Consider the following 16,446-nt stretch of genomic DNA (forward strand, 5'->3'; position numbering starts at 1 on the left):
ATTGAGACTAGCGGAACCCTGAATTGCACCTTCGTGTCTCGGTGCATTCTTGAGCACGGCTTTGTAACCCGGGAGTGCCTTCTCGCGCTCGCCCAGCCTCTCATAAGCTTCGGCACACGCCGGCCCGGAAGTAAAATTATCACAAACCCGACAAACGCACATCGAAACCACATGATCACACTAAAGATGAGGCTCAGACTTTTGGCAACCGAACTTGCGCTGTGTCCCACGGCACGGAGCGCTGCTTGCCTCTAAAAAGCGAGCGTGTTGCGCACACCGACGACTTGCGCATCGTCGGCCTCTGTGCCGCCGCTTGGATGAAAGATATACTGGAAGTCCGGCTGAAGCGTCCAACCATCCATAACTTTCATCGTGTATGCCACTTCAATCAGGGCTTCATGCCCGCTACCGATCGGCTCGCCAGCGTCGCGATTGAAGGCCTGCACTTCATCGGAGATGCCGGTATAAGCATAGCCAATGGCCAACGCATCGTCTGGGCGGCCTGGGATCATACCCGTAAAGGTCAGACCCACATCGAAGTAGAAGTCGATAAGGTTGCGGTCTTCAGGCGCACCGCCGAAGCGGGTGAAGAAGCCGATACCCTGTCCCTCCTCGGCGCCGGGTGCGGCCCAAATCTGTTGATCGAGGACAGCATACACAGCGTAGTTGCCTTCGACAGGCTTGCCTCGGTTCTTGGTGATAGCAATCAGCTCTCCCCCGACGTCGATGCGATTGTTCTCGAATGTGCCGAAGTGGTTCCAGACGCCAAACTTTAGGGTTCCGGGAAGTTCACCACCGCGCAAGGCGTAGCTATAGGCAGCTTCCACCATGAGCAGCGGCCGGTCGCGTAAGCCCCAGTCCAAACCATCGGGGTTGCAGCGCTGCGGATTGCCACCGTCCTTGTTGCAGTCCGGCGCGGGGTCGCCGTTGAACACACCGACCATCAGATGAGTCTGTTCTGTTGGCGTCACCGCGACGCGCACGCCGGGCGTAGCCAACGGATAGGCCGGACCGCCGCCGCGTGTGTTCTCTGCCGCTTTCGACGCCCAACCCCATGTGCCGTTGATCAAATAGCCGGTGCCATCGGACAAGAAAAACTCCTCGTCCGCTGCAAGCTGACCGAAACGGACGGACACCGTTTCGTTGAACAGATACTGCTCGAACCAAAGCTGGAAGAGGCGCGTAGCTGGGACGGCTTCGAAGCTGGTGACGGGCATGAGACCGCCAATATTGGCGGCCGTTATCGAGTACCCGTGAATTTGAAAGCCGTTCGCGAAGAAGCAGAGACCGTCCCACAGGCCTAGCCTCTCCATATCGGCACTCACATAGATGTCGAGGATACCCTGATACTCACCGCCCTCGTCGAAGGCACCCCAGTTGTAGAAGGGTTCCGAGATATACGCACCGCCGACGTCAATGCCCATCGCATGGAGATCGGACGGCGCATCACCAACAATGCGATCGACGATGGGGAGCCGACCATTAGCCGTCACAAACGGGTCGAGCCGTTCTATAGGCACGTCGCAACTAGCGCTCGCAGCGACAGGAGCCGAGATAAGCGCAAGTGCTCCCAGCGTGGCAGTGCGCAACCTCTCGCGAAGCTTGGAAACCATACGGACGCACAGGGCGTCCTGACTCTTCTGAGTGTCGGACATTCTTCCCTCCGAAGCCGAGCGCCTGAACAAACGCGTCAGTGCTCGCGGAGTGGCCCCCATGGAACATCCCGACAATGTGCGAGCAACCCCGTTCGCCCATTAACCCTGGCACGGCTGAAGGCAGGTCTCCTGGCTCGCGGGTCAACGCCGTCTGCCTGACCTTCCCGGTTTCCCAGTGGTCACAATTGGCAGAAAGCTCTCTGCTCACAGTTGCGGGGGCAGCCACGGCATCCGCGCCATCGAGGCGCACACCGTGTTCCCTTTTCATCCCGTCAGAACAGATCCTTAGGGAACCTTCAACGTTGGTAAGCTGTATTACGACGGAAGCATTGTCAATTATGCGACAAGGTTTCCGTATCGGCGCTGCCCGATAGGCCTCGATCCACCGAAAGACAGGAAACCCGCAGGTAGTCAGATCCAGTTTTTCTCCTCGATCGCCGCTTCTGTCGGAGTACCAGAGAGTGCCAGCCTCCTCGTTGCAGCGCGGCTCTCTGCTGAATGCGCCGATGTCTGCTTTGGTTCAAAAACGGACAACCGAATTCCGTCATCGATCCTTGAGTGCGCGGCGTTGAACGTCCAACGCGCCTTCACCGTTGCGAAGGCCGATGTCGGCGCGCCGTACGAGATGTTGTTGTGCGACGAGATCCAGTACTCGGTGTTGAACATGTTCTCGGCATTAACCTGCGCCGACCAATGCTCGTTGAGATCTTGATAGGCGGCACTATCGAAACGCGTATAGCCGGGCAGCCGAATGTCTTGCAATCAACCTATGGCTCCGCCTATCATGAATGACGCAAATAGTTTTCTAGATAATAGTTGAGCATTTTGCATCTTAAGGAAGTCGACGCCAATCTACTGGTTACGCTCGATGCTCTGCTCGTCGATGCAAGCGTGACGCGGGCGGCTGAGAGGCTCGGACGAAGCCCCTCCGCAATCAGCCATGCCTTGGCTAAGTTGCGGGAATTGTTCGACGATGAGCTCTTCGTGCGCGCTGGACAAAGGCTTGTTCCCACCGCCCGAGCACAGGAACTCGCACCGACGGTGCACGTGATCCTTGCCGGCATGGAAAGCCTACTTCGACCCAACAAGCCTTTCGATCCATCACTCACGATGCGCGCGTTTGCCGCGGCGTCGAGCGAAGCCGGCGAGCTGATCCTCATCGAGCCCTTACGCAAGCGTCTGCAAGAAAGCGCGCCGAGCGTTCGGGTCGACTGGGCTCCCTCGCATACGGAGTCCTTGCTCGACGACCTGCGCAACGGTCGCTGCCACTTTGTGATCGACATCACGGGCGAGAGCGCGGAGACGCCAGACATCCGGGCCGCCAAGCTATTCGACGATGAACTCGTGACTTTGGCGCGTCTTGGGCACCCTCTCTTGGAGCAGCGTCCGGATGCGGATGGTTTTGGCGCCGCGGAGCACATCGCCGTACACGGTCTGCCGAGCTTTCACAGCCTGGAAGGCCGACTTGCTCAGTCAGGCCGCGCGATACAGCAAGTATCGCTGGTGTCCTCGGCCCTCGTTGGCGTCATGACAACGTTGGGTAGTAACGCCCTACTCACGCTCCCGGGCTCGCTCGCTCGCCATTTGGAGCGGCAATTCGACCTCGCTAGAATCCCGCAACCTATGGACCCGGTTACGTTTCCCGTACGGCTTTTGTGGCACACGAGCTACGACCGTGATGAATGCCATCAGTGGCTACGCGAGGAATTTGCCAGCCTTGCACAGGGGTCGACGGCTTAAGCACCAGGCCGCGCACTGCCAATATAAGACGATCGTAGTGGCGCCGCCTTGAGCCAGACCCATTGGCGATCGGCGGCTCAATTGTTTCCGTCATGATGGTCAGCTACGATGAACTCGTCTGCTCGCAGCCGAGAGCCGGGCGCTCGGAGGATCTCCATGGTCGTATGGTTCAGCACTCGCGGTGTCGCGGTGCTTTTCGCCTGCCTCTCCTTTCCCGTTATGGCTGCTGACCATCCCTATGAAGACGACGCGCTCGACGTCACATTTCACTGCGATACCCATAGCGGGCGGGCCGTCGCTCTCGAAATGCTGATACGTCCGCAGGCAACCGCCGGTGATCGGTATCCGCCGGATCACAATGTCCGAATAGAAGCGGGCGCAATCACCGTTACGGCGCACTGATGGCTAGCCCGAAGAAACACGACCCGCGCCGTCGCCTGACCTACGCTGTCATCGGACTTCTGTGCTTTGTCGCTATCGCTGCGGGCGCGCTTGTGGGACTCGCCGAGTCGTTCGGACCGCCACCGCTCGGCAAAAACCTCGCCTATTCCAAGACTGTTCTGGGAAGCGACGGCCAACTGTTGCGCGCTCATCTGGCGTCCGACGGACGTTGGCGTCTCCCAGCCTCAAAGGCTGATGTAGACCCACGCTTTCTTGAGGCCCTGCTCGCCTACGAAGACAAGCGCTTCTACGACCATCACGGTGTCGATCCGCTAGCGACGGCACGCGCAGGCCTGCAACTCGCCGTGCACGGAGAGATCGTGTCTGGGGGCTCGACGATCACAATGCAGGTCGCACGGCTCCTTGAGCCGCGGCGCAAACGCTCGATGTACGCAAAGTACCGCCAGATGGTGCGCGCAATCCAGCTTGAACAGGTCTATCGCAAAGACGAGATCCTCGCTCTCTATCTCACGCTTGCGCCCTATGGCGGCAATCTGGAAGGAATTCGCGCGGCGTCCTTCGCTTACTTCGGCAAGGAACCGAAGCAGCTAACCCTCAGCGAGATTGCGCTGCTGGTCGCTTTGCCGCAATCGCCAGAGCATCGCCGGCCCGACCGCCACCCCGAGCAGGCACGCGCGGCTCGAAACCGCGTGCTCGATCGCATTTCGGATAGCGGCATATTCGGCCCTGAAGAGAGGGAGGCGGCAAAGGCAGACCCCGTCCCAACCGCGCGCAAACCATTGCCGCTCGGCGCGCCGCGCGCCTCAGACGACGCGAAGGCCGCATCTTCGGGTCAATCAGTCATACGTCTGACGATACGAGCCCCTCTGCAGTGATGGCTGGCGCAGCATGGCCGCGATCATGCGGTCGCCTGGGCGAACGGTGTTGATGGCCGTTGTTGAAGATTGAATTGGACGCATGAAACAAACCTTGTTTCTTCTAGGCAGCGCCCTCTTGACGAATGAGGGGACCTTGCCCACAAACAGCGCATGAACAAGGGCCACAAAAAGCTCCACATCAAGACCTTCGGCTGCCAGATGAATGTGTACGACTCGGAGCGCATGGTCGAAGCGCTTGCGCCTGCCGGTTACGACGTGACCGAGGCAATGGACGACGCCGATCTCGTCATCCTTAACACCTGTCACATTCGGGAAAAGGCCGCGGAGAAAGTCTATTCGGAACTCGGTCGCGTGCGGCGGAGCAAAGAGGCGCGGAAGGTGCGTGGTAGTGGCACCATGGTGGCAGTAGCCGGCTGTGTTGCGCAAGCGGAAGGCGAAGAGATGATCGCCCGCGCACCGATTGTCGATATCGTAGTCGGACCCCAGAGCCTGCACAGGATCGCCGACCTTGTCGCCAAGGCCGAGTCAGGGGAACGCTTGGTCGAGACCGAGTTCCCTGTAGACGAGAAATTCGCTGCATTGCCTCAACGCGCAAGCGGCAAGCGACCCGTATCCGCTTTCGTGACGGTGCAGGAAGGCTGCGATAAATTCTGTACGTTCTGCGTCGTGCCTTACACGCGCGGCGCAGAATACTCTCGGTCCGCGTCGGAAATCATTGCCGAGGTGGAACGCCTCGCGTCCACGGGCGTACGTGAGGTCACGCTGCTCGGCCAGAATGTCAACGCCTATCACGGCGTGGGTGAGGACGGCACGACATGGTCGTTGGCGAGGCTGTTGAGGCGGCTCGCGGAGGTGCCAGCTATTGCGCGCATGCGCTTCACCACAAGCCATCCGCGTGACATGGATGACGACCTCATCGCGCTGTTCGGCAACGAAGAGAAGTTGATGCCCTATCTGCATCTTCCCTTTCAGGCAGGGTCTGACCGCATTTTGGCGGCCATGAATCGGAAACATACGGCAGATGAGTATGAGCGTCTGATCGAACGCATTAGGGCGGCGCGTCCTGACATCGCGCTTTCAACCGATATTATCGTGGGCTTCCCCGGTGAGACGGATGCGGACTTCCAGGACACGCTGGTCCTCGCCAAGCGCTTGGGTTTCGCGCAGGCATTTTCGTTTAAGTACAGTGCACGTCCCGGTACGCCAGGAGCTTCGCTCGACAGACAAATCTCGGAAATGGTTAAGAAGGAGCGTCTTTCTATCCTGCAGACGCAGCTCGAGAAAAGCCGCCGCGAGTTCGACCGAGCGATGGTCGGAAGGCGGATTCCGGTGCTCTTTGAGGGCAAAGGGCGTAAACCAGGCCAGATTGCTGGGCGGTCCCCTTACCTTCAGCCTGTGTATCTAGATGGATCGGAACGGTTGATAGGTCACATCGCCGAGGTTGACATCTTGGCTGCGGGGCCGAACAGTCTTACCGGTGTCATGAACGCAGGACTTGAATGGCACGAACCGATTCGAGCAGCTATTTGAGTTGCAAGGTAGTTTTCGGAAACCACATTTGACGCGCGGGCGAGTAGCAACGGCAAAGCGCCTGGAGATGGCGCAAGCAAATGGGGATCAAAGTCCCCTGGTCGTCTATTTTGACGATATGGGCCTCGTGCGCGATCTCCTTGGACACTACGACGCCAATCTCGCTGTGCTTGAGGAAAGGCTTGGTGTCGAGGCTGTCGTCAACGGCACAGCGATTTCACTACGCGGCACGGAAGAAGCCTGCAACGCAGCAAGAACGATCTTGGAGCACCTTTACGGCCGACTCGCCGACGGCGAGACGATCAGTGTCGGCGACGTGGCGGGCGCAATACGTCATGTCACGGCGGCCGATGTGGCCGAGATCGGCTTACGAAACAAGGCGCAGCAGATCAAGACGCGCAAGCGTGTCATTACCGCACGCACGCCAGCGCAGAGTGCTTACCTCACCTGCCTTCAGGATAACGACCTCGTTTTCGCTACAGGGCCCGCCGGTACAGGTAAGACATACTTGGCTGTCGCATTTGCCGCAGCAGCGTTGGAGAGCGGTCTCTGCGAACGCTTGATCCTCTCGCGACCTGCCGTAGAGGCGGGCGAGCGCCTTGGTTTTCTGCCTGGCGACATGCGCGATAAGGTCGACCCATATTTGCGCCCTCTTTATGATGCGCTGTACGATACGCTTGGATCGGAGCGCGTCGAACGCGGCCTCGAGACAGGTATGATCGAAATCGCGCCGCTCGCATTCATGCGCGGTCGAACCCTATCCAACGCCATGGTGATTCTTGACGAGGCGCAAAACTGCACGGCGGTTCAGTTGAAGATGTTTCTCACGCGCCTCGGCGAAGGCAGTAAGATGATCGTGACAGGAGATCCGACCCAGGTCGATTTGCCCAAGGGGCAGGACTCTGGCCTTTTCTCCGCAATCGAGATGCTGCGAGGTATCGACGTGATTGGTCACATTGCCTTTGCCAATACGGACGTTGTACGGCGGGAACTCGTAGGGCGAATCGTGGCAGCTTATGACGCCGCGGACCAGTCGACGCAAGCGCAGGGCGCCTCACAGTCTAAGGAGCTTCTTCCTGAGACGACCACCGACGCTCCTAGCTCCAGTAGAACCACATGAGCGAAGACGGCCCTAGACCGAGCAATGAACAGACTGTTGCCACGCCCGCGCTGGACACGGAGATTGTACGCCGTGACGACGCCTGGACCGCACACGGCATCAGCGATGCGATGATCGATCTTGCTGCTCACGCTGCACTCGCTGTCGCGCTACCTGCCCGACCGGCACATTGTGAACTATCTGTACTGCTAACCGGCGATATGGAGATCCGCGACCTGAATAAGACATGGCGCGGAAAGGATCAGCCGACCAACGTGCTGTCCTTCCCAGCTGAAGACAACCCGCGCGACATAGGCTTCGTTTCATCACGTGACGTGCACGGTGTTCCCGTCTTTCTTGGTGACATCGTCCTCGCACTAGAGACGGCGATGGCAGAAGCCTCCGAAAAAGAGATTACCCTCTCCGATCACGTGTCGCACCTGGTCGTGCATGGCGCGTTGCATTTACTTGGTTTCGATCATCTCGAGCAGACTGAAGCGGATAGAATGGAGAGCCTGGAACAGCAGGCACTTGCCTCGCTTGGAATTTCTGATCCGTATGCTGACGCTATCTCTTCAGAGAAAGCATTCTTGGGCGTCGCGGAGATCGCAAAATGAGTCCGTCTGCGCCCGAACACGAAACCGAAAGGGAACCGACCCAACCGGCCGAGGACGAGTCTACCTGGTTTGAGCGACTGCTTCAGACATTCGGCCTCAGCGACGAGCAGGACTTGCGCACGCTTATCGAGAGCACTCTGATCAAGAGCAAGAGTGACGAGTTGAGTCCGCAGGAACGAAGCATGATGCTCCGTATTCTGCGTTTTGGCACTCTAACGGTGGAAGATGTGATGGTCCCCCGCGCCGATATCGTCGCCGTGGACGATAGCGTAACCATCGAAGATCTCTTGCGCGTGTTTCGGAAATCGGAGCACAGCCGGGTCCCCGTCTACCGTGAAACTTTAGATGATCCGCGCGGCATGATCCATATTCGCGATCTGATGTCTTGGATCACCGAAGAAGCAAATGGCAACGGAAACGACCGCATCGATCTCGGGAAGGTCGATTTGACACGCACTGTGGGCTTGATCGATATCACGCGCGAGCTCATTTACGTTCCACCCTCAATGTCCGTACTTGACCTTTTGCTGAAGATGCAAACAGCGCAGCTACATCTGGCGCTTGTCGTGGATGAGTATGGTGGCACTGACGGCCTTGTTTCCATCGAAGACCTCGTTGAGGAAGTCGTGGGCGATATCGCTGATGAGCACGATGTGGAAGACGAGCCGATGCTGGAAAACGATCAAGCGCTCGGACTTGTAGCGGACGCTCGGCTACCGATTGAGGAACTTGAGGATCAATTGGGAATCGACCTCGTCACCGACGAGCAGGAAGAAGATATCGATACGCTGGGCGGCGTTGTGTTCACACTCGCCGGCAGAATTCCCGCGCGGGGCGAAGTGGTCAGCCATCCCTCCGGCGTTGAGTTTGAGGTACTGGATGCCGATCCGCGCCGCATCAAGCGGCTGCGTATCCACGTGCCTGAGGGGCATGTCGAACCCTCCAACGCGAGTGACGCAGCACCCATCGCATCTTGAGGGGCAATATGATGGCCCCCGCACGAATTGCGGCCTGGACAAGCGAACTGACCGGGGTGAGACGTGCGATCACTGCTGTGCTGCTGGGAGCGCTTTCCCTTCTCGCCTTCGCGCCCTTTCACCTCTGGCCAGCTCTTTTCGTAAGTCTAGGCGGACTCACTTGGCTTCTTGATGGAAGCTATCGCGCTGGACGAACGCTTTTCGTTCGCGTGTCGGGCGCGGCAATCACGGGCTTTTGGTTTGGTTTCGGCTTCTTCTTGACGGGTCTTTACTGGGTCGCCGAAGCTTTCCTTGTCGAGCCTTGGCGCCATGGCTGGCTCATACCCTTTGTAATGACGGCGCTCCCCGCCAGCATGGCCCTTTTCTTTGCGGCAGGTAGTGCAATCACCATGGTGCTTTGGCGCCCCGGCCCGGCACGCGTTTTCGCACTGGGGGTTGGCTTGGGGCTCTCGGAGTTGGCACGCGGCCATGTCCTGACGGGGTTTCCGTGGAACTTAATCGGCTATGGATTGCTCGCAAACGACGCGTTGATGCAGCTCGCCGCACCGTTTGGCGTCTATGCCGTGACGGTTTTCGCCGTGTTGCTCTTTTCGGCGCCGGCGGCCATCTGCAGCGACGGTGAACCGCAAAGCCGAGCAACAGTTCTGCTGACTGCCCTTCTTGTTGGCGTCCTCGGCGCGTCCTTTTTCTGGGGTAGCGCGCGCCTCTCGGGCGCTTATGACACGCCAAGTGATATTCGGCTTCGTCTCGTACAGGCCAATATTAGTCAGGCCGAGAAATGGCAGCCTGAGAATGCCACGCGGATTTTTGAGACCTATTTGGAGATGACTCAGCGACCGGGCATCGAAGAGATCAATATTGTTGTTTGGCCGGAAACGGCTCTACCGTTTCCGCTGGATAAGTCCGAAGATGCGCTTGCGGCAATTGGCGCGGCGTTGCCGTCGAAAACTATTCTGCTCGTCGGCAGCGTTCGTTGGGCTGAGAAGCGCAACGACAAAGGAATTCTCCTTAGCCGAGAGGCCTTCAACAGTCTAATGGCGGTCAACGCCGCGGGTGACGTCTTCACCGTCTTCGACAAGATACATCTCGTTCCTTTCGGCGAGTTCTTGCCGTACCAAAACTTTCTTGAAAGCCTCGGCGTCATGCAAATGACAGGCGTGCGTGGCGGCTTCAACGCTGGCGCGGGACCCCGTTTGCTGACCGTCCCTGGCGCACCTCCCGCATTGCCGTTGATCTGTTATGAGATCATCTTCCCCGAAGAAGTTCGCCCCTCACGGTCGTCACAAGCTGACACCGACCGACCAGGCTGGATGCTCAACGTCACCAACGATGCATGGTTTGGGTCGAGCGCCGGCCCCTATCAGCACTTCTTCCAGGCACGTGTCCGTGCAGCAGAACTCGGACTGCCTTTGGTCCGCGTTGCAAATACAGGCATATCCGCCTTGATTGATCCTTGGGGCCGCGTCGTTGCTGAGATTCCGCTCGATGCTGAAAACATTCTCGACATCTCATTGCCCAATTCGGGACCGCCGACGCTCTATTACAGCTTCGGGTCATGGGCGGACCTGCTTGCTGTCATCGCAGCTCTCTTGGGCTGGTTTGCTTGCGCTATTTCTACCCGACGTCCAAGCTTGACTGGCTGACCGTCGGCAACCTATGAACTTGAGTCACCCGAAAACATATTGCGCTTAATCGCAGTCACACGTTTTGACACAAGACCTTTCGAGACGAAAAAATGGCAGGGAAGAAACCAAATCCCATTGACGCTCATGTCGGCAGCCGGGTCCGACTTCGCCGAATGCTCATGGGAATGAGCCAGGAGCGTCTCGGCGAAAGCATGGGTCTGACCTTCCAGCAAGTACAGAAGTACGAGAAGGGCGCGAACCGGATCGGCGCTAGTCGACTGCACCACATCGCTAAAATACTGGACGTACCGGTCGGGTACTTTTTCGACGAGGCGCCCGTAGTGGAGGAACGGTCGACCACGCCGTGTCTGTCTGAGCCGGAATCCGAAGGGTTCATCCTAGAGTTTCTGAATACGCGCGAAGGACTTGAGCTCAACCGTGCCTTCACCAAGATTTCCAGTGCGAAGGTTCGTAAGTGCGTCGTAGACCTTGTCCGATCTCTGAGCGACCCCAAGAATCCGAAATAGGGTCTTCATCCCACGCCCCAGTAAAGGGCTTGACCTCTGCCCGCCCCGTTGCCAGAACCGAGCCCGCGTTGGTCTGGGAGCCAACGGCCTCACACGAAGGGATGCGACAGTGGCTCGAGTAAACTACCTCTTTACAAGTGAATCCGTCTCGGAAGGTCACCCGGACAAAGTGTGCGATCGCATCTCTGATGCGGTTGTCGATCTATATCTTGCTGCCGACCCTTTCGCACGAGTCGCATGCGAGACGCTTGTCACAACCAACCATATTGTCCTTGCTGGCGAGGTCAGGGGACCAGAAAGTGTGACGCGCGAAGCAATTGAGGCGGCCGCGCGGCGCGCCGTTCGGGAGATTGGCTACGAGCAAGAAGGTTTCCACTGGGACCTCGCATCGTTTGAGAACCACCTTCACGAGCAGTCCGCCGACATTGCCATGGGCGTAGATGCCGATGCCGAGAAGGACAAGGACGAGGGGGCGGGCGACCAAGGGATCATGTTTGGCTACGCGTGCCGCGAGACAGACGCGTTGATGCCTGCGCCGATCTTTTACTCCCATCGCATACTTCACGAGATGGCCAAGGCCCGCCACGCAGGCCGCACACCGGAACTCGGCCCTGACGCCAAGAGTCAGGTTACACTTGTGTACGAAAACGGGATGCCGGTTCGAGCCGATTCCGTTGTGGTCTCCACTCAGCACGACGAGAAGGCGACGACCGAACAGGTTGAAGCGATCGTCCGCAGCGTAGTGGATGAGGTGCTTCCAAAGGGCTGGATCGACGGGAGAACCAAATTCTACGTAAATCCGACCGGCCGATTCGTGATCGGCGGACCAGACGGTGACGCCGGGCTGACTGGCCGGAAGATCATTGTCGATACGTATGGTGGGGCCGCCCCTCATGGCGGCGGTGCCTTTTCCGGCAAGGATCCCACGAAAGTTGACCGGTCCGCAGCCTATGCCTCGCGCTACCTCGCGAAGAATGTCGTTGCGGCGGGTCTCGCTGACAAGTGCACGCTGCAGCTGTCCTATGCCATCGGCGTGTCGCAGCCGCTCTCAGTTTATGCCGACCTCCACGGCACAGGACAGATCGCAGAGGACAAGCTTGAAAACGCTCTTCGGGAAGTCATGGATCTCAGCCCTCGTGGGATCCGCGAACACCTCGGCCTCAGCCGTCCGATCTATGAGCGCACAGCCGCATACGGACATTTCGGCCGGACTCCGGAAAACGACGGCGGCTTTTCATGGGAGCGTGTCGACCTAGCCGACCAGATTCGTGGCGCGCTCAACTAGCCAAGAGACATGGGACTCGCGGACAAGATGACCGGGGATCGTCTCGGCCATGATGGCTCCTGCGCGCATTTATTGGGTGGACACGCAACCCTAGGCTTGGCACGCAGCTTAGATGAACACGGAGATACGAGAGGGAACCAAGGCTCGTCCGTTACGGTCTTATGGGAGGCGCAAGGGGAAGCGGCTCACAGCGCGCAAAGAAAAGCTGATCGCCGATCTCCTGCCTGAACTACGTCCGAATCTGTCGAGGCCTGCGCCAAGAGATGTGGGGGCACTTTTTGGCGGCGCTGTACAGGATGTTTGGCTCGAGGTCGGCTTTGGCGGTGGCGAGCACCTGCTTTGGCAAGCTCGCGCCAACCCGGAGATTGGCATGGTCGGCTGCGAGCCCTTTATCAACGGCGTCGCAAGCCTCCTTGGCGGTATCGACGAACACGGCATCGACAACATCCGTATCCATGATGGCGATGCGCGTGACCTCATCGCATGGTTGCCCCAACACTCAGTCGCACGCGTGTTCATTCTTTTTCCGGACCCCTGGCCGAAAAAGCGGCAGACCAAACGGCGCCTGGTTTCGCCTGAGCTCGTCCATTCACTTTCCCAAGTGCTCGTCAGAGGCGGCGAGCTACGTTTCGCGAGCGACGACATGAACTACGTACGTGTGGTGCTGCGTACGATTCTCAAAAATGATGCCTTTGTTTGGACCGCGCGCCGGGCTGACGACTGGCGCGAGCGCCCGGCAGACTGGCCCGAGACGCGCTATGAGCGAAAGGCGTTGGGCGCCGGCCGTAAGCCCGCCTATCTCTCTTTTCGACGCCGCTGAGTTCGGGGCGTCCATCGACAACGCCTTGTGCGTTGTACCCGCGCTCCTCCGACGGGCGTTTCGGTTGCGCTCTTGCCCAATGCACGCGGCCGATTCATCGCATCTTGGCCGACAGCCTTTTTCACAATAATCAGAAGCCACTGATAAATCGGTGCTTTCTTCGCTGCAGCGTGCTTGAAACGTTCGAAAAAGCCCGTATATTACGGCCAGAAACTCGTGATTGATTTGATCAGGGGTGGGCCTCGGCCCGCTCCTTTTTGTTATGGGCTTCGGCCGCGGATACTGGATCTCACCGTCAAACGTCTCGGGGTCCGGAATTGCCGAAACCTTGGGCGTGGACAGTGATGACGAGGCTTGCTGCAGACGAGGACCGCCGCTTCGTGCGGGAAACCGGTCCAGAGCGCGCGGTGGCGGATCTCGCCGAACCAGTGCTGAACGAGCTCGGATTCCGCTTGGTGCGGGTCAAGATCTCGGGGCGGGATGGCGGGACAGTGCAAATCATGGCCGAGCGGCAGGATGGTCAAATGAGTGTGGAGGACTGCGCGACGATCAGCCGGCGCCTATCTCCCGTGCTCGACGCTTATGACCCGATGCCCGGAACGTATCGGCTGGAGATTTCTTCTCCGGGGATCGACCGGCCTCTCGTCCGCCGCAGCGATTTCGCGAAGTGGGTCGGGTACAACGCAAAGGTCGAACTAACAGAGGCCGTCGACGGTCGAAAGCGGTTTAAAGGCCGTATTGAAGACGTGATCGACGAGGAAGTGCAATTGAAGATTGAGCTGGATGGAACCCCCGAGCCGGTGATCATCGGCCTACCTTTTTCGCTCATCGGTGAAGCGAAGCTAACCATGGATGCGGATGTACTCCGCTCTGATTTATCGGGTGGCGAAACAGCTCATTGAGCTTGGAGGCAGTCTTTCTGGGGCTGCCATATACGAACGCAACTTTGTTTGGAGGCCTAAACAATGTCTCAGGCAGGCGTGAGCGCCAATCGGTTGGAGCTCCTGCAGATCGCCGACGCCGTCGCGCGAGAAAAGTCCATCGACCGCCAGGTCGTCATTACCGCAATGGAGGATGCGATCCAAAAAGCGGCCAAGTCGCGCTACGGCAGCGAGAACGAGATCAAAGCCGAAGTCGACCCGAAGACGGGCGAAATTTCTTTGGCGCGCTTGCTGGAAGTGGTGGATGACGTCACGCTCGAGGCTACGCAGATTGCGCTGACCGAGGCTCGGCGGAAAAACCCTGCCGCCCAAGTCGGCGATTTCATCGCCGAGCCGCTGCCCCCGCTAGACTTTGGGCGCGTCGCCGCTCAGAACGCGAAGCAAGTCATCGTGCAGAAGGTACGAGAGGCAGAGCGAGAGCGTCAGTACGACGAGTACAAGGACCGCGTGGGCGAAATCGTCAACGGTATCGTCAAGCGCGTGGAATACGGCAACGTGATCGTGGACCTTGGGCGTGCCGAGGCGGTCGTGCGCCGCGACGAGACCCTGCCCCGCGAAAATTTTCGCTATGGCGATCGCATTCGTGCCTACGTCTACGATGTTCGGCGCGAACAGCGCGGGCCGCAGATCTTTCTGTCGCGCACACATCCGGAATTCATGGCGAAGCTGTTTTCGCAGGAAGTCCCGGAGGTCTATGAGGGCATTGTCACGATCCAATCGGTCGCTCGCGATCCAGGCAGCCGAGCGAAGATCGCGGTCGTCTCGCGCGATAGCTCGATTGATCCCGTCGGCGCCTGTGTCGGTATGCGCGGCTCTCGCGTTCAGGCGGTCGTCAATGAGCTGCAAGGCGAAAAGATCGACATCATCCAGTGGTCGCCGGACGCCGCGACCTTCATCGTGAATGCGCTTGCACCAGCAGAAGTCGTCAAGGTCGTGCTCGACGAAGATGCCGAGCGCATTGAAGTCGTCGTACCTGATCAACAATTGTCGCTTGCCATCGGCCGCAAGGGGCAGAACGTCCGCCTCGCGTCCCAACTGACCGGTTGGGATATCGACATCATGACGGAAGCGTCGGAATCGGAGCGCCGTCAAGCCGAGTTCGCCGAACGCTCCGCCAAATTCATGGAAGCGCTCGATGTGGATGAGGTCATTGCCCAACTGCTGGCCTCGGAAGGATTTACCTCCGTCGAGGAAGTCGCCTTTGTCGACACAGACGAGATTTCCTCAATTGAGGGCTTCGATGAGGAGACGGCTGGCGAGATTCAAACCAGAGCGCGCGAACATCTCGAGAGGCTCGAGGCGGAACTGGACTCCAAGCGCAAGGAACTCGGCGTATCGGACGAGTTGCTTCAGCTCGAAGGGCTGAATACGGCCATGCTTGTCGCTCTTGGCGAGAACGACGTGAAGTCGCTTGAAGACCTGGCCGACTGTGCCACCGACGATCTCGCCGGCTGGATCGAGCGGCAGGACAAGGAAACGACCCGTTTTCCAGGATTTCTCGACGGCTTCGGCATGACGCGCCCGCAGTGCGAAGATCTGATCCTGGCAGCGCGGGTCAAGGCTGGTTGGATTGACGAGGCCGATTTGGTTTCTGAAGAGTCTGATGAGACCGAGGAAGACGGCGCCGAAGGCCCTGGGGGTGATGAGGTGGCGGGAGGCAATGACGAAGCTTCTGGCGAAGACGCAACCGCGTCATGAGCCGGTATAGATATAAGGCAGTTGTAGTTGGAGACGGCGGTGCAGAGCGAGACGCGACAGACGAAGTCGCGGCAGGCCCCTGGGGTTACCCAGCGGCGCTGTGCACTGACACGCGCCCACCGGGCTAAATCTGACCTCATCCGCTTTGTGCTGGGGCCGGATGGCACTGTCGTCCCGGATCTCAAGGAGCGCCTTCCTGGGCGTGGCGCCTGGTTCACCGCGGCCCACGATACGATCTCAGACGCCGCAAAACGCCATGCATTCGGCCGTGCGCTGAAGGCCGATGTCCGGGTCCCGGACGGCCTTGCCAAGCAGGTCGATGGGCTTTTGACCGAGCAGGCCCTTGGCGCATTTGCCCTGGCCAATAAGGCCGGAGAGGCCGTTTTCGGCCGCTCCAAGGTCGAGGAAGCGCTCCAAAAAGGTAGGACTATTGCCTTGGTGCACGCAGCGGACGCGGCCGCGGACGGCTGCCGGAAATTGGACGGCAAAGCCCGCGCCGCTACTGGTGGACAAGGGATCCCGTCGGTCTGCGCATTTACCGCAGATCAATTGAGTTTGGCATCGGGCCGGACAAATGTGATACATGCTGCCCTCATCCAGGGCGGTGCGGCTCAAAAGTTCCTGGCGGCAGCCTCGCGTGTCGAGCGTTACC

General features: G+C 59.0%; 16 protein-coding genes and 1 riboswitch. Of the genes, 14 read left to right on the forward strand and 2 right to left on the reverse strand.

The window, feature by feature from the left end:
- Window positions 1-251: 251 nt before the first annotated feature.
- Both AC33YF_RS03835 and AC33YF_RS03840 read right to left on the reverse strand, forming a co-directional pair.
- Window positions 252-1,655 carry a carbohydrate porin gene (locus tag AC33YF_RS03835; RefSeq protein ID WP_491775874.1) on the reverse strand — a complete coding sequence of 468 codons (1,404 nt, stop codon included), beginning with the start codon at window positions 1,653-1,655 and terminating at the stop codon, window positions 252-254.
- Window positions 1,656-1,757: 102 nt separating this feature from the next.
- Window positions 1,758-1,968: riboswitch (cobalamin riboswitch) on the reverse strand.
- Between the two features lie 98 nt (window positions 1,969-2,066).
- Window positions 2,067-2,417 carry a hypothetical protein gene (locus AC33YF_RS03840; RefSeq protein ID WP_491775875.1) on the reverse strand — a complete coding sequence of 117 codons (351 nt, stop codon included), beginning with the start codon at window positions 2,415-2,417 and terminating at the stop codon, window positions 2,067-2,069.
- Between the two features lie 54 nt (window positions 2,418-2,471).
- Here AC33YF_RS03840 and AC33YF_RS03845 point away from each other — a divergent pair, with 54 nt between their 5' ends.
- The 14 genes from AC33YF_RS03845 to AC33YF_RS03910 form a co-directional block, all read left to right on the forward strand.
- On the forward strand, window positions 2,472-3,395 hold the full coding sequence (locus AC33YF_RS03845; protein ID WP_491775876.1) for a LysR substrate-binding domain-containing protein: 924 nt from the start codon (window positions 2,472-2,474) through the stop codon (window positions 3,393-3,395).
- A 156-nt stretch (window positions 3,396-3,551) separates the two neighbouring features.
- Window positions 3,552-3,797 carry a hypothetical protein gene (locus AC33YF_RS03850; protein WP_491775877.1) on the forward strand — a complete coding sequence of 82 codons (246 nt, stop codon included), beginning with the start codon at window positions 3,552-3,554 and terminating at the stop codon, window positions 3,795-3,797.
- Window positions 3,797-4,672 (forward strand): transglycosylase domain-containing protein, encoded by an 876-nt coding sequence (locus tag AC33YF_RS03855; protein ID WP_491775878.1) that lies wholly within the window; start codon window positions 3,797-3,799, stop codon window positions 4,670-4,672. The genes AC33YF_RS03850 and AC33YF_RS03855 overlap by 1 nt, the downstream gene beginning before the upstream one ends.
- Window positions 4,673-4,825: 153 nt before the next feature.
- Complete coding sequence (gene miaB / locus AC33YF_RS03860) at window positions 4,826-6,205, forward strand: tRNA (N6-isopentenyl adenosine(37)-C2)-methylthiotransferase MiaB (RefSeq protein WP_491775879.1); 1,380 nt, start codon at window positions 4,826-4,828, stop codon at window positions 6,203-6,205.
- 67 nt (window positions 6,206-6,272) lie between these two features.
- Window positions 6,273-7,325 carry a PhoH family protein gene (locus AC33YF_RS03865; RefSeq protein WP_491775880.1) on the forward strand — a complete coding sequence of 351 codons (1,053 nt, stop codon included), beginning with the start codon at window positions 6,273-6,275 and terminating at the stop codon, window positions 7,323-7,325.
- Window positions 7,322-7,921, forward strand: a complete 600-nt coding sequence (ybeY, locus tag AC33YF_RS03870; RefSeq protein ID WP_491775881.1) for an rRNA maturation RNase YbeY — start codon at window positions 7,322-7,324, stop codon at window positions 7,919-7,921. Before AC33YF_RS03865 ends, ybeY begins: the two co-directional genes overlap by 4 nt.
- Window positions 7,918-8,898 carry a hemolysin family protein gene (locus tag AC33YF_RS03875; RefSeq protein WP_491775882.1) on the forward strand — a complete coding sequence of 327 codons (981 nt, stop codon included), beginning with the start codon at window positions 7,918-7,920 and terminating at the stop codon, window positions 8,896-8,898. Before ybeY ends, AC33YF_RS03875 begins: the two co-directional genes overlap by 4 nt.
- A gap of 11 nt (window positions 8,899-8,909) precedes the next feature.
- On the forward strand, window positions 8,910-10,541 hold the full coding sequence (gene lnt, locus AC33YF_RS03880; protein ID WP_491775883.1) for an apolipoprotein N-acyltransferase: 1,632 nt from the start codon (window positions 8,910-8,912) through the stop codon (window positions 10,539-10,541).
- A gap of 92 nt (window positions 10,542-10,633) precedes the next feature.
- A complete protein-coding gene (locus AC33YF_RS03885; RefSeq protein ID WP_491775884.1) occupies window positions 10,634-11,050 on the forward strand; it encodes a helix-turn-helix domain-containing protein in 417 nt (138 codons plus the stop codon).
- A gap of 109 nt (window positions 11,051-11,159) precedes the next feature.
- On the forward strand, window positions 11,160-12,335 hold the full coding sequence (gene metK / locus AC33YF_RS03890) for a methionine adenosyltransferase (RefSeq protein ID WP_491775885.1): 1,176 nt from the start codon (window positions 11,160-11,162) through the stop codon (window positions 12,333-12,335).
- Window positions 12,336-12,447: 112 nt separating this feature from the next.
- Window positions 12,448-13,155 (forward strand): tRNA (guanosine(46)-N7)-methyltransferase TrmB, encoded by a 708-nt coding sequence (gene trmB, locus AC33YF_RS03895; RefSeq protein ID WP_491775886.1) that lies wholly within the window; start codon window positions 12,448-12,450, stop codon window positions 13,153-13,155.
- 344 nt (window positions 13,156-13,499) lie between these two features.
- Window positions 13,500-14,057: a ribosome maturation factor RimP gene (rimP, locus tag AC33YF_RS03900; protein ID WP_491775887.1), complete on the forward strand. Its 558-nt coding sequence runs from the start codon at window positions 13,500-13,502 to the stop codon at window positions 14,055-14,057.
- Between the two features lie 63 nt (window positions 14,058-14,120).
- On the forward strand, window positions 14,121-15,794 hold the full coding sequence (nusA, locus tag AC33YF_RS03905) for a transcription termination factor NusA (protein ID WP_491775888.1): 1,674 nt from the start codon (window positions 14,121-14,123) through the stop codon (window positions 15,792-15,794).
- A gap of 39 nt (window positions 15,795-15,833) precedes the next feature.
- Window positions 15,834-16,446, forward strand: a 613-nt coding sequence (locus AC33YF_RS03910) for an RNA-binding protein (protein WP_491775889.1), incomplete at its 3' end; no start/stop codon positions are given.

This window comes from Methyloceanibacter sp., assembly GCF_058506495.1.

Bases quoted from the DNA above. Each gene is read 5' to 3' on its own strand.
- AC33YF_RS03835 (WP_491775874.1), bottom strand. From the start codon at position 1,655: ATGTCCGACACTCAGAAGAGTCAGGACGCCCTGTGCGTCCGTATGGTT.
- AC33YF_RS03850 (WP_491775877.1), top strand. From the start codon at position 3,552: ATGGTCGTATGGTTCAGCACTCGCGGTGTCGCGGTGCTTTTCGCCTGC.
- AC33YF_RS03855 (WP_491775878.1), top strand. From the start codon at position 3,797: ATGGCTAGCCCGAAGAAACACGACCCGCGCCGTCGCCTGACCTACGCT.
- miaB (WP_491775879.1), top strand. From the start codon at position 4,826: ATGAACAAGGGCCACAAAAAGCTCCACATCAAGACCTTCGGCTGCCAG.
- AC33YF_RS03865 (WP_491775880.1), top strand. From the start codon at position 6,273: ATGGCGCAAGCAAATGGGGATCAAAGTCCCCTGGTCGTCTATTTTGAC.
- ybeY (WP_491775881.1), top strand. From the start codon at position 7,322: ATGAGCGAAGACGGCCCTAGACCGAGCAATGAACAGACTGTTGCCACG.
- AC33YF_RS03875 (WP_491775882.1), top strand. From the start codon at position 7,918: ATGAGTCCGTCTGCGCCCGAACACGAAACCGAAAGGGAACCGACCCAA.
- lnt (WP_491775883.1), top strand. From the start codon at position 8,910: ATGGCCCCCGCACGAATTGCGGCCTGGACAAGCGAACTGACCGGGGTG.
- AC33YF_RS03885 (WP_491775884.1), top strand. From the start codon at position 10,634: ATGGCAGGGAAGAAACCAAATCCCATTGACGCTCATGTCGGCAGCCGG.
- trmB (WP_491775886.1), top strand. From the start codon at position 12,448: ATGAACACGGAGATACGAGAGGGAACCAAGGCTCGTCCGTTACGGTCT.
- rimP (WP_491775887.1), top strand. From the start codon at position 13,500: ATGACGAGGCTTGCTGCAGACGAGGACCGCCGCTTCGTGCGGGAAACC.
- nusA (WP_491775888.1), top strand. From the start codon at position 14,121: ATGTCTCAGGCAGGCGTGAGCGCCAATCGGTTGGAGCTCCTGCAGATC.